The organism is Hyphomonas sp. CY54-11-8 (assembly GCF_000682735.1).
Taxonomy (GTDB): domain Bacteria; phylum Pseudomonadota; class Alphaproteobacteria; order Caulobacterales; family Hyphomonadaceae; genus Hyphomonas.
In genome coordinates this window covers 148,895-161,550 of record NZ_AWFD01000035.1, presented here as the reverse complement: position 1 = coordinate 161,550, position 12,656 = coordinate 148,895, and the positions used below count along the sequence as shown (strand labels likewise).

The 12,656-nt window shown below is 57.0% G+C and carries 10 protein-coding genes; 9 read left to right on the top strand and 1 reads right to left on the bottom strand.

Annotated features, from left to right (window positions below; genetic code table 11):
- The first annotated feature begins 17 nt into the window (after positions 1 to 17).
- Together HY17_RS15725 and HY17_RS15720 are read left to right on the top strand one after the other, a co-directional pair.
- The gene (locus HY17_RS15725; RefSeq protein WP_112073406.1) at positions 18 to 2,543 is read left to right on the top strand and encodes a TonB-dependent receptor; all 2,526 of its coding nucleotides are present in this window, start codon (positions 18 to 20) and stop codon (positions 2,541 to 2,543) included.
- Positions 2,544 to 2,685: 142 nt separating this feature from the next.
- Positions 2,686 to 4,284, top strand: coding sequence for a fatty acid--CoA ligase (locus tag HY17_RS15720; RefSeq protein ID WP_051600188.1), 1,599 nt, complete (start codon positions 2,686 to 2,688; stop codon positions 4,282 to 4,284).
- A 15-nt stretch (positions 4,285 to 4,299) separates the two neighbouring features.
- Here the strand turns inward: HY17_RS15720 and HY17_RS15715 are convergent, their stop codons facing one another.
- Positions 4,300 to 4,692, bottom strand: a complete 393-nt coding sequence (locus HY17_RS15715; protein WP_034768322.1) for a cytochrome c family protein — start codon at positions 4,690 to 4,692, stop codon at positions 4,300 to 4,302.
- Between the two features lie 489 nt (positions 4,693 to 5,181).
- Here HY17_RS15715 and HY17_RS15710 point away from each other — a divergent pair, with 489 nt between their 5' ends.
- The 7 genes from HY17_RS15710 to HY17_RS15680 all read left to right on the top strand — a co-directional run bounded on the left by HY17_RS15710 (position 5,182) and on the right by HY17_RS15680 (position 12,649).
- The gene (locus tag HY17_RS15710; protein ID WP_051600187.1) at positions 5,182 to 6,339 is read left to right on the top strand and encodes an amine dehydrogenase large subunit; all 1,158 of its coding nucleotides are present in this window, start codon (positions 5,182 to 5,184) and stop codon (positions 6,337 to 6,339) included.
- A 14-nt stretch (positions 6,340 to 6,353) separates the two neighbouring features.
- Positions 6,354 to 6,908 carry a MauE/DoxX family redox-associated membrane protein gene (locus HY17_RS19660; protein WP_175354465.1) on the top strand — a complete coding sequence of 185 codons (555 nt, stop codon included), beginning with the start codon at positions 6,354 to 6,356 and terminating at the stop codon, positions 6,906 to 6,908.
- Positions 6,908 to 7,504 carry a redoxin domain-containing protein gene (locus HY17_RS15700; protein ID WP_034768469.1) on the top strand — a complete coding sequence of 199 codons (597 nt, stop codon included), beginning with the start codon at positions 6,908 to 6,910 and terminating at the stop codon, positions 7,502 to 7,504. The genes HY17_RS19660 and HY17_RS15700 overlap by 1 nt, the downstream gene beginning before the upstream one ends.
- A gap of 69 nt (positions 7,505 to 7,573) precedes the next feature.
- Complete coding sequence (locus tag HY17_RS15695) at positions 7,574 to 8,110, top strand: methylamine dehydrogenase light chain (protein ID WP_034768320.1); 537 nt, start codon at positions 7,574 to 7,576, stop codon at positions 8,108 to 8,110.
- Positions 8,110 to 8,619: a cytochrome c gene (locus tag HY17_RS19655; protein ID WP_051600185.1), complete on the top strand. Its 510-nt coding sequence runs from the start codon at positions 8,110 to 8,112 to the stop codon at positions 8,617 to 8,619. Before HY17_RS15695 ends, HY17_RS19655 begins: the two co-directional genes overlap by 1 nt.
- A 272-nt stretch (positions 8,620 to 8,891) precedes the next feature.
- A complete protein-coding gene (locus HY17_RS15685) occupies positions 8,892 to 11,117 on the top strand; it encodes a TonB-dependent receptor (RefSeq protein ID WP_158531459.1) in 2,226 nt (741 codons plus the stop codon).
- Between the two features lie 233 nt (positions 11,118 to 11,350).
- Entirely contained in the window at positions 11,351 to 12,649 is a 1,299-nt protein-coding gene (locus HY17_RS15680; RefSeq protein WP_034768318.1) for an NCS2 family permease, read from the top strand.
- Positions 12,650 to 12,656: the final 7 nt, after the last annotated feature.

Here is a 12,656-nt window from a genome sequence, read left to right as displayed (position 1 = left end):
CTACTATCTTGAAATCCGTGTGTCTGGGCGTCTCGCTGACTGCGATCGCCATCAACCTGCCGGCAATCGCCCAGGAAGCCGACACCGCTGCGCCTGAGGCTGATGCCGAACAGGACAATTCCATGAAACTCGGGTCGATCACCGTGACGGCCCAGCGCCGCGAAGAATCGGCAAATGACGTCCCGATGTCTATTCAGGCCTTCGGCGGCGAACAGCTCGACATTCTGAGGGTCAACGATGTTGACGATCTCCAAACCCTCGTCCCGAGCTTCTCTGTGTCCCAAAGCTACCAGGGCGTCCCGACCTACACGCTTCGCGGCATCGGCTTCAACACGATCAACGTCTCCGCGACCTCGACCGTCGGTACGTATGTCGACGAAGTTGCCTACCCCTATCCATTCATGAACTCAGGACCAATGTTCGATATCGAGCGCATCGAGGTCCTTAAAGGTCCACAGGGTACGCTCTTTGGCCGGAACACCACAGCTGGTCTGATCAACGTGGTCACGAACAAGCCAGTCGACGAGTTCCAGGCCAGTGTATCTGCAGATGTCGGCAACTATGACACCTGGAACCTAGAAGGCATGGTGAACCTGCCGATTTCGGAAAACGTCCAGGCGCGTTTCGCCATACGTAGCGAAAACAGCGACAAGGGCTGGCAGGAATCCGTCACACGGGGCGAAGACCGCGGCACGATCGACAAGCTTGGCTTCCGGGCCGCTCTGGCCATCCAGCCGACCGACGACCTTGAAATCGATCTCTCCTACAATGGCTGGATCAACAAGTCCGACACGATTGCCGGCCAGGGCTTTGCCTTCACGCCTCCGACCGATCCGGCGAACATGACCGCGACATCGGCATTCAATGAACCGGGGCTCGCCGACTATCTCGCCAATATCAATCTCAATAGTGCTGAGCAGGCGGACTGGGCGCCTTACGCGCTTCGCTCGGCGGATATCGGACCTGGCCAAGGGATTGATGGACCGACTGAGGAAGATTCGACCTTCGACGCGCTGAAGCTCGGTGTCAGCTACACGTTCGACAATGACATGCGCCTTGTCTCGCTGACCGGCTACAACAAGCTTGAGCGGGAAGCGGTTCTCGACTGGTCTGGTGTACCCTACCAGATCCTGCTGCAGGACGTCAGCGGTGACATCAAATCCTTCAGTCAGGAGCTTCGTCTCGAAGGCGAAACCGGAAAGGTCAACTGGCTGGTTGGTGGTTATTACGGCAAGGACGAAATCAAGGACGGCAACCGAACACTGCTGCGGGACAATGCGAACTCCAATTTCGTCAGCACAGCAGCCTACCTGCTGACGGTCGATCCAACCCAGCTCGGCTTTCCGGCTTCGGTTGCACCTCTTGTGAGCTTGGTGAACGTCGATCCGGAATCAGGACTGCCTTACTCTGCGGCTGACCTCCTGACGTCGTTCCAGACCTATTACGATACAGGTGATTTTGAATCGACGACCTGGAGCATCTTTGCGAATGCGGATTGGGAGATCACACCGGAACTCTCCGTGACGACCGGCCTTCGCTACACCGAAGACAATCAGGACTATGTCGGTTGCTCGGGCGATGTGAACGGCTCAATGCAGCCCAACGTCAACGTGTTCAACCGGGTGTTCTTCACGCTTCTGTATGGGCTGCAGGCGCCGCCTGCGCCATTGCTGGAAAATTCCTGCAACACGTACGATCAGGCCACCAATTCCTTTGGCGAAGTCGTTTCTGATACGAAGGAAGACAACGTGTCCTGGCGGGTTGTCGCAAATTGGACCCCAGACAAGCTTCCGAACACCCTGTTCTTCGCGTCTGTATCTCAGGGCTACAAGTCGGCCTCCACGCCAGTCAACGCGGCGTCCAAATCCGAGCAGAACGCTCCGGCCACGCAGGAAGACCTCCTCGCCTACGAGCTGGGCGTGAAGGCCAGCCTCTTCGATCAACGCATGCAGGCCAACGCGTCCGTGTTCTATTATGACTACACGGACAAGCAGGTGAATGCATTCTTCCCGGATCCGATCTACCGGGCGCTCGCTCGCCTTCAAAATGCTCCGGAAGGCGAAGCCTACGGCCTCGATGCCGAGCTCACCTGGTTGCTTTCGAGAGAACTGACCGCTGTGGGTGGCCTGACCCTGCTACACACGGAATACGGCAGCTTCGACACGACTGATGCGGCCGGCCTGCCAACGAACATTCAAGGTGATCCGTTCCTCTACAGCCCGGAAACAACGGCCAGCCTGTCGCTGATCTATGACAAGCCGATCACGACCGAACTGGGCTTGCGGGGCGCACTCAGCGGCCGCTGGCAAAGTGACTCGACAGCCGGTGACCCGGCCAACCCGCTCTATGATATCGACTCGTATGGTGTCCTGAACGGAACGATCGGCATCTATTCGCTGAACGACAGCTGGGAGTTCTCGATCTGGGGCCAGAACCTGACGGACGAGTATTACTGGCAGCAGATCACATCGAACGCGAACGTGATCCTTCGCTTCGCTGGCCGTCCCCGCACTTACGGGGCAACCCTCAGCTACAAGTTCTGAGTTCTTCCTCAAACGGGCCGCGTCTCCGGGTTTACCCGGGGGCGTGGCTTCTTTTTTGGAAGATTAGCATTCAGATATATAATGACGCCAACACCATAAAAAATATTGCCGGGAGGAACCGGCGAGTTTCACAGAGGATCTCATGAGCAACGACCGGGCACTGACCAAAGCCGATTTCGACAAGATGCCGACTTTGGGCGACATCGCGCGCTATCACGCACAGGAACGTCCGGATGCGATCGCCCTAAGCTTTGAAGGCCGCGACACGACCTACGCCGCCTTCAACAAAAACACCAACAAGGTCGCAAATGCCTTGCTGGCATCGGGGGTAAGGGCCGGTGAACGCGTTGCCTATGTGGGCAAGAACAGCGACCTCTATTTTGAACTCCTGTTCGGTGCCGCCAAGATGGGCGCTGTCACCCTGCCGATAGGCTGGCGTCTTGCTCCGGCGGAAATGGCCTACATCATCCAGGACGGGCAGGGCTCGCTCCTGTTTGTCGGCCCCGAAGTGGTCGAACAGGTGCAGACGGCGCTAACCGAGCTCGAAAAGCCGCCGAAGGTCATCCTTATGGAAGACGGCGGCCCGGAAGGGTTTGTCAGCTGGCGCGATGCCCAAGGCGATAACGATCCGGAAATTGAGATCTCGCCGAACGCCGTCGCGCTTCAACTCTATACCTCTGGCACAACCGGCCGCCCCAAAGGTGCCATGCTGAGCCACGACAACCTGCTCGGTGGTCGGCGGGAAGCGGCTGATACGGATCTTCCCTGGAACCAATGGGGCCCTGACGACGTCAGCCTCGTCGCCATGCCTGTCGGGCACATTGGCGGGACGGGCTGGGGCATCGTTGGCCTTTTCAATGGCGCCAAGGGCGTCATCGCGCGCGAATTCGATCCGTTCAAAGTCCTCGACTTCATCGAACAGGACCGGATCTCGAAAATGTTTATGGTTCCGGCAGCGCTACAGATCGTCGTCCGGCAACCGAATGCCCGCCAGGTCGATTATTCCCGGCTGAAATACATTCTGTATGGCGCCTCCCCGATCCCACTCGATCTGCTGCGCGAGTGTATGGACGTGTTTGGATGCGGCTTCTGCCAGCAATACGGCATGACAGAGACCTGCGGCACGATCGTCTACCTGCCGCCCGAAGATCATGATCCGGCGGGTAACCAGCGCATGCGCGCGGCCGGCATTCCAATGCCCGGCGTGGAAATCCGGATCGAGGACGATGAAGGCAATGTGTTGCCGCCCCACACAGTCGGTGAAGTCGTCACCCGGTCTCGCGCCAATATGAAGGGTTACTGGAACCTAGATGAGGCAACCCGCAACACGATTGCCGGCGATGGCTGGCTGCACACTGGCGACGCAGGATACCTGGATGAGGATGGCTATCTCTATATCCACGACCGCGTGAAAGACATGATCATCTCGGGCGGCGAGAATATCTACCCGGCTGAAGTCGAGAACGCCGTTTACGGTCACCCGGACATCGCGGAGGTCGCCATCATCGGTGTTCCGGACGAGAAATGGGGCGAAGCCGTCAAGGCCGTTGTTGCCCTGAAGCCTGGTGCACAACCTGACCCGGACTCAATCCTGAAGTTCGCACGTGACCGGATTGCGGCCTTCAAGGCTCCCAAAAGCGTGGAGTTCATCGAAGCCCTGCCCCGCAATGCCTCCGGGAAGATCCTGAAAAAGGACCTCCGCGCACCATATTGGCAAGGCAAGGACCGCGGCGTGAACTAAACTCAACTATCCGGTTCAGTCGCCCGCTTTAAGCGTGGACAGGTAATCAATGATGGCGGCTCGGCGTTCGGGTTTTCTTTCGCCCGGATATGCCATGTTCGTACCGTGCACTTTTTTACGGGGTGACTCTATAAAGGCGTCGATATCTTCGGCGGTCCAATCGAAGCCAGCTTCTTTCATGGCTGGCGAATAGCGGAATCCATCCACCGCCCCTGCCGGACGACCGACAATTCCTGCGAGGCTCGGCCCCATGAGGGTCTGTCCAGGAACAACCGAATGGCAGACGGCGCATTGGCGTTTGAAGAGAAGCTCGCCTTCAGATGTCTCGTCTGCACCAGCGGAACCGATGAACAAAGCGCCCATTGCTGCAGCCAGAATCAATTTCGTGCTTGCGAAAGGAGCGTTCATTTCAGTCTGTTTCCCTGCTGATCGAATTATGTGGCCGCCGGTCTATTGTGTTTGAATACCCGCCATTTCCTGAACCGGATATGAAAAATGCGAAGGTGTGTGCACAGTCCCGTTGCACACACAAGGGTGCCAACCTGCCTTCCTGGATATTCGTTGCACGATCAGCGAGCGCCACTGTTCGGTCGTAAGGCAATCCCCCTCACTTTACGGGGTATTGCCTGCTATTTTTAGGTGTAAGTGAGCCGGTCACACGCCGATCCGCACGAAAACATTCATTGCGACAAGGATCCTGCGCGATGTGTGGGCGTCTTCCCATACACTCAGGATTTTGATCAAAAAAAATCTGGATCGCATCTGATCCATCCAAATAACAATTGTGTTACAAAGAGTGGCTCGGGAGCCGGTCAGGTTCAGCGCTACAGAAAATCAGGGATGGGGACGACTTCCGGGGCAAGAGCATTTTTTTGACGCTTTGACGAGGAAGTTCACATGACTAAACACTGGTTCGGCGCATCGTTGGTCGCCTTGTCACTATCTGCTTCATGGGCAAACGCTCAAGAGGCCGCCATCCCTGACCCGATCGAACCGGAAGAACTGATCACTGAAACAGAGATCGCCCCGGGCCCAAACGTGTTCGTGGTTTCGCCTTCGTGGATTGGCGCCGGGGCCATCTCTATTCTGTCTGCGGAAGATCTCAGCTATAAAGGCAATTTCGCCACGGGCATGACCTCCCAATTCTTCCTCGGCCCAGATGCTGCAGTTGGATATACGGCGTCGGCGTTCCCTGAACGCATTACCTATGGGCCGGTCAAAGCCTACCTCCAGCAATTCGACGTCAAAACGCTGGAGACGACCCAGGAAGTCGAAATTCCACCGCAATTCGCCCAGACCATGGCCCAGCAACCGGGTATGGCGATCAGCGCAGACGGGAAATGGGGCCTTGTTCATAATGCAACCCCCGCGACATCGGTCACTGTGGTCAACATGAAGACCGGCGAAGTCGCCTCTGAAATCCCGAACCCGGGCTGCTGGGGCATCTATCTCGCCGAAAAGGGCCTGAAGTTCTCTAGCCTTTGCGGCGACGGCTCCATGCTGACAGTCGAATTGAATTCCAAAGGCAAGCTGAAGAGCCAAGCCTACAGCGACCCGATATTCAACGTCGATACGGACCCGCTGTTCGTTCATTCACAGCGCATCGATGGCGACCTCGTTTTCTCAACTTTTGGCGGCACGTTCGTGACTGTCTCCGACAAAGGCAAGAAAGCGACAGTGGTCGACAGATGGTCGTATACTGACGGTGTCGAGGGAAACTGGGCACCCGGCGGCTATGAAGTCCTCGCCTACAACAAACCGAACGGCATCATGTTTGTCCCGATGCACCCGGACGCCACGGACGGCAGTCACAAGGATGGCGCCGCGGAAGTCTGGGCCATCGACATGAAAGAAAAGAAGGTGCTCTACCGTTCCCACGTGGAGCACATGACCCATATCGCCGTCACTGACGATGCAGAAGCCCCCCTTCTGTTCGGTGTCGATGGGCATGGCGGATCGATCTACCGCTATGAAATCGACCCGACAGCCAAGTTCGCAGCGAAATACACAAATACGCTTCAGATCCAGGACGCCGGTTATCTGGTGGTGAAATAGGCATGTCGCAAAACATGCTCCTTCTCATGCAGACAACCTTCGCCTTCTTCCTGGCGTTGCTGCTCGTGCGGGCTGCCCTGCACAAGCTGGGAGACCGGTATCGCTTCCAGGGCATTCTGGCGGATTATGGGCTATTGCCAGAAGGTTCCCTCAGCAATGCGGCATTTTTCGTTCCGTTGGTCGAGCTGACAGCGGCGATTCTCCTGATCATGCCTTCCACGCGGCAGACCGGAGCAGCGCTCGCCGGCACATTGCTGACCGGATACGCGATTGTGATGGCAATCAGCCTGGCACGTGGCCAGTATCTGGTGGATTGCGGATGCGGCGGAGCGCCGGAACCCATCAGCTGGGCGCTGGTCTCACGGAACATCGGTCTCGTTGCCTTTATCGTACCGACCGCGACAGGCCTCATCATTCCGAGCACCCCAAACCTTGCAATGGATGCAACTTCGCTTGGGATAGCCACACTTCTCCTGCTTCTCTGGATGACTGCGGAAGCGATGCTGGCAAATGCCCGGCGGATAAATGAGGGCATGCCAGGCCCCGCAACGACATGGAGTACTTCGTGATGGTCAGCATTCTAAGTTTCGCGGTTGCCGCACTCTGGCTGATTGTTGTTGCCATGGCTCTGATGATGTGGGTCATGCTCCGCCAGATCGGTGTTCTTTATGAACGGGTGGCTCCAGTCGGGGCCCTGATGGATCAGGCCGGCCCTCAGGTCGGCGAAGCAAGCCCTGTGTTCCCGCTGCGGAGCCTGACCGGTGGCACCGTCCGGGTCGGCGCATCTGGCGCGAAAGCCATGCTGGTCTTCTTTCTGTCGCCTACCTGCCCCGTCTGCAAACAGCTGCTGCCCGCGCTTGCCGGTATCCAGTCCGCGGAGAAGGCATGGCTCGATGTCGTCCTCGCCAGCGACGGCAGTCAGGATAAGCATATCGACTTCATCAATCGTCAGAAGCTGTCGAGTTTTCCTTATGTGCTGTCGACTGACCTTGGCATGGCCTACCGGGTTCAACGCCTGCCTTTCGCAGTCCTCGTCGACCAGGCTGGCATCGTGCAGGCGAAAGGCCTGATCAACAACAGGGAGCAACTGGACAGCCTGTTCAACGCTCTGGATGCGGGCGTGGCCTCATTCCAGCAGCTGAAATCGATCCGGGAGGCAGGTTAATGCCCGGACACAAGTAGCTAAAAAACGGATCGCATTGAAACAGACGATGAAAATTCAGGAGAGATAAAAGTGTTGAAAGTCATTGAACGGATTCAGGACGCCCTCAGCGGCTTCGTTGAAAACACCGCCCGGCGCAGCGCCCGGCAGTTCGGACGCCGCAGCGCACTCGCCAAAATGGGCGGCGTAATGGTCGGCGGTGCGGCCTTTTCGGCCCTGCCATTCGACCGGGCCTGGGGCGCTACACCAGCTGCTGGGGATGGGACCTTTGACGATAAGAGCTGCGACTACTGGCGCTACTGCGCGCTGGACGGTTTTCTCTGCACGACAGCCGGCGGCAGTAAATCAAGCTGCCCGGTCGGCGCCGAAGCCTCGCTGGTCTCCTGGGTTGGCACATGCCACAACCCCGGCGACAAGCGGGATTATCTGATTTCATACTATGATTGCTGCGGCAAGACGGCGTTCTCCGGCGCCCAGTTCTGCCTCCGCAGTGAAGGCGAACGGCCGGCATATTCAATGGGCCTCCACAACGACATCAACTGGTGCATGTCCAACGCAAACAAGGGCTACCACTGTACGGTCGCTCTCGTGGTCGGAGTTGCCGAATAATGACCCTTCGGACGCTCTTTACCGGCATCAGCATCGCAACGCTGTTGGGCGTGACCATGCCATTGGTCACGTCAGCCGAACCACAAGCGTCCTACGGTCTCGACGACCATGACAAGGTCGTCCGTAAAATGACGTCGCCGAAATCTCTCTATATGCTGAAATGTTCGGGATGCCACCGGGTGGATGGCAAGGGAGCGCCAGAAGCCGGCATTCCACCATTCCCCGGTTTCATCGCGCCCCTCGCCCGAAATCCGGACGGTAGAGTGTATATCGCTCACGTGCCGGGTATTGTGGGATCGAGGCTGTCAAATGAACAGCTCGCCGATGTCCTGAACTACGTCATTGACGAGTGGGCGGGTGAAGACGCGTCTGACACACCAAGGTTCACGGTAGAAGAACTCGCAGAGCTTCGCGAGACACCTGTCACCAATATCGTCGAATACCGGCGAGACGTCGTGAACCAACTAATCGAGTCCGGTGATCCGGTTGCTGATTATCCATGGCCCTGATCCGGCGGGATCGGTCATGAACATCATTGTCCAGCCAACGGAGGCTGGAAAATAGACGGTACTCAGTCTGGGGCAGACTGAAGAGCCAATAACAAAAAGGGAGCGAGTATCTGAGCAGGCGCCTTCGCATCGCGGAGGGGCACAGGAAAGTTTTGTTCAAAATTGGGAAGATAGACATGCGTGATGAAGTAATTGGTATGTTTAAGCGGATATCTCTGCCGCGAGCCGGTAAACTGCTCCTCGGAACTTCAAGTTTGTCATTGGCAATGTCGTTGGCTTTCGCACCCGTTGCGCATGCGGACGACGAACCAGCGGGCGAAAACCTGATGTTCGAGAAGGTGACTGTGACCGCGCAAAAACGCGAACAGGATCCACAGGATGTCGGTATCGCCATCACGGCTCTGAATGGCGACCAGCTGGAAGCGCTGGGCTACACCAACGCTCAGGATATCGCAGCCTTCTCCCCCGGTGTCGTTTCGGTGCAGCCAAACGGCGAGGGCAGCTACTCCTTTGCCATTCGCGGCGTTGCCAACAACGACCTGTCAACGAATGTTGAAAGCCCTGTCGCTGTCTATGTCGACGAAGTCTACATCAGCCAGATGTCTGCAACCGGCTTTCTGCTATTCGACATCGACCAGGCGGAGGTTCTGCGTGGTCCCCAGGGCACACTTTTCGGCCGGAATGCCACGGGTGGTCTGGTCCAATACACCACAGTCAAACCGCAAAGAGAATTCGGCGGCTTCGGCAGCGTCTCATACGGTGAGTATGACGACCTGATGATGGAAGGCGGCATCAATATACCAATCAATGACTGGATCTTTGCGCGTATTTCAGCGGCCCAGCACACTTCGACCGGTTACATCACCAACCGCGAACACCCGGAGCAAAAGCTCAATAACAACGATGACTACGGCATCCGCTTCCAGCTTCTTATGGAACCGACTGACAGCCTCAGCATCCTACTGAATGCCCGGGTCGGTGGTCAGGAAATCCGCACTGGTTTCTTTGAATACAATTCCGCTGTGAATGGTGGTGGCCAGTATACTCCGGGCGTACTGAACGAACTCCTCGGCAACTACGAAGACACTGACAATGATGTCTGGGCTGGCGACTATGATACGCGCGGGCACAACATTTCTGATACCGAAGGCTACACCGCCACGATCAACTGGGATGTCGGTGACTGGAAGATCACATCGATCACAGACTACCAGACTAACTTCCGTGACTACATCGAGGACACGGACGCAACGCCTGTTCGCGCTTACGAATACTTCCAGACCAACGACGCGGAACAGTTCTCACAAGAACTGCGCGCAGCAACGCAAATCGGACCAGTCGATTTCGTGGCAGGCCTCTACTACATGGATCTACAGAGTAAGGACTCGACCGGAGGCATCGCGCCGCTTCTTTACACTGATCCTGACAATGGCATCGACGAAACTACGGTGATGACCGACCCGACGCTCGCGAATGGCGACCGAACGCCGTCGGAATCTTCCACCAAGTCTGCATCGATCTTTGCGCAAGGCGAATATGCCTGGAAGAATTTCACCTTCATCGGTGGCCTTCGCTATATTCAGGAGAAGCGAGACTTCATCTCTGCCCGGGAAGACGTACACTTCGACGAAAATGCGACCAGCGGCCTCGATCCGCGCACAAGCGTGGTCTACACCTACTCGACCTTCGATCCGGCTGAGCGTGACTTCGACATGTGGTCGTGGCGCCTACAGGCCAACTGGCAGCCTACGGAAGACTTGCTAACCTATATCAGCTACAATCGCGGCGTTAAATCCGGTGGCTTCAGCCAACCGCCTTACGACCCACAGGATCCACTGCTGACGTCTCCGGAACTTCTCTCCTATGAGCCTGAAGAACTGGACGCCTACGAGATTGGTGCGAAGTGGGATGCGATCCCAGGGAAGCTACGCATCAACGGTGCCGCTTATTTCTACGACTACGGCAACTACCAAGCCTACACGAACTTCCCGGGCAGTCTGGGCAGTGCCACCATCAATGCGCAGGCAGAGAACAAAGGCGCCGAAGTTGAAATCCAGGCGGCACCAATTGACGGTCTGACAACTCAACTGGGTATCGGATATGCCGACATCGCGGTGACGGACGTGCTCGGCTTCGAAGGTATGACTCTGACTTCGGTGAACTCACCGGAGTGGAACATCAACGGCCTCATCCGGTATGAATTTCCGGTCGGTTCCGCTGGCGACCTCGCCTTGCAAGCGGATGCGCAGTACCAGTCCGAACACTATTTCGGTCTCAACGTAACGCCGGCAACGACGGAAGATGGCTATACCGTCGCCAACATCTCTGCGACCTGGCTGCCAGCCGATGCGAACTGGAAGTTCGGCGTCTCAGTGGAGAACGTGTTCAACGAGGAATATCTCGTGCAGACCTTCGACCTCTCCGACTGGATTGGCATGATCGAGGAGTACTACGGCAAGCCACGCTGGGTGAGAGCAAAACTGAGCTGGGAGTTCTGAGGTCTCCCTGTGGATGGGGCGGGGCGGTTTTGCCTCCCCGTCAATTCCTGCTCCACCCCACCTGTCCCAGCCCCCTGACGAACGCCTCCGGCCCTCCATATCGCATGGATGGTCCGGGACGATCATTCAATGCTCAGATTGCCCCAGCGCACCTGTATTCGGGAGATGAGGCTTGACGCCGCCGCAAGGATGCCAAGTCTGCGGATTGTACCGCTCGGAGTCGCTGCCCCTTCATGCTCAACAAGCTTTTTGATCTGGAAAACCGGGGCACCACGGCCCGGACGGAAATCGTCGCTGGCATCACGACCTTCCTGGCTATGTCCTACATCATCTTTGTGAACCCGGATATTCTGGCAAACGCCGGAATGGACAGAGGGGCGGTGTTCGTTGCGACTTGCCTTTCTGCGGCCATCGGCTCCGCCATCATGGGGCTCTACGCCAACTACCCCATCGCGATTGCACCCGGTATGGGGCTCAATGCATATTTCACCTATGGTGTCGTCATTGGTATGGGGCTTTCCTGGCAGGTGGCGCTTGCAGCGGTTTTTCTGTCGGGTGTCATTTTTGTTGCTTTAAGTCTGCTGCCAATTCGCGAGTGGATCATCAACGCCATTCCGCTGGAGATGAAGATGGCCATCTCCGCAGGCATTGGCCTGTTCCTGATCATCATCGGGCTTACGGGTGTCGGTATCGTTGTCTCTCATCCGGCCACGATTGTGGGGCTCGGTGACCTCTCTCAGACGCCCGCCCTGCTGGCGATCTTTTGCTTCATCCTGATCGGCGTTCTTGAAGCACGCAAAGTGCCTGGCGGAATCTTGATTGGCATCCTCACCACAACCTTGATCGGTGTCATTGTTGGAGCTTCGCCGCCACCAGGACTGTTATCGATACCGCCTTCGATTGAGCCGACTCTGTTTGCCATGGACTGGTCCCAGGCACTGGAAATCGGAATTGCCGTCGTTGTGATCTCGTTCCTGTTTGTCGACATGTTCGATACTGCCGGAACACTCGTATCTGTGGCACATCGGGCCGGTCTGCTGGACGAGAAAGGACACGTTACAAACCTCCGGCGCGCTCTGGTCGCCGACAGCACGGCAACAGTTGTTGGCGCCGCGCTGGGAACGTCGTCCGCTACCAGCTATATTGAAAGCATCGCTGGCGTAAAAGCGGGTGGCCGGACTGGACTGACAGCTCTCACGGTGGCGGGACTTTTCTGCCTTGCCTTGTTCTTTGCGCCCCTAGCAGCGGCAATCCAACCTTACGCGACCATGCCAGCCCTGGTTTATGTGGGGTGCCTGATGGTTGGAGGTCTTACCCATGTGGACTGGCAGGAACCGACCTCGTTCATGCCCGCAGTCATCACCGCCGTCGCGATGCCCCTCACCTATTCCATCGCGAACGGCATCGGATTGGGCATCATTGCTTATGTTCTTCTGAAAGTCGGCGCAGGCAAATGGAAAGAAGTCGGCCCGGGAGCACTCGTACTCGCTGCGGCTTTCCTGATGAAGTTTGTGTTCCTGGATTCAGTCTGACCGGAAA

Bases quoted from the DNA above. Each gene is read 5' to 3' on its own strand.
- HY17_RS15720 (WP_051600188.1), top strand. From the start codon at position 2,686: ATGAGCAACGACCGGGCACTGACCAAAGCCGATTTCGACAAGATGCCG.
- HY17_RS15715 (WP_034768322.1), bottom strand. From the start codon at position 4,692: ATGAACGCTCCTTTCGCAAGCACGAAATTGATTCTGGCTGCAGCAATG.
- HY17_RS15710 (WP_051600187.1), top strand. From the start codon at position 5,182: ATGACTAAACACTGGTTCGGCGCATCGTTGGTCGCCTTGTCACTATCT.
- HY17_RS19660 (WP_175354465.1), top strand. From the start codon at position 6,354: ATGCTCCTTCTCATGCAGACAACCTTCGCCTTCTTCCTGGCGTTGCTG.
- HY17_RS15700 (WP_034768469.1), top strand. From the start codon at position 6,908: ATGGTCAGCATTCTAAGTTTCGCGGTTGCCGCACTCTGGCTGATTGTT.
- HY17_RS19655 (WP_051600185.1), top strand. From the start codon at position 8,110: ATGACCCTTCGGACGCTCTTTACCGGCATCAGCATCGCAACGCTGTTG.
- HY17_RS15680 (WP_034768318.1), top strand. From the start codon at position 11,351: ATGCTCAACAAGCTTTTTGATCTGGAAAACCGGGGCACCACGGCCCGG.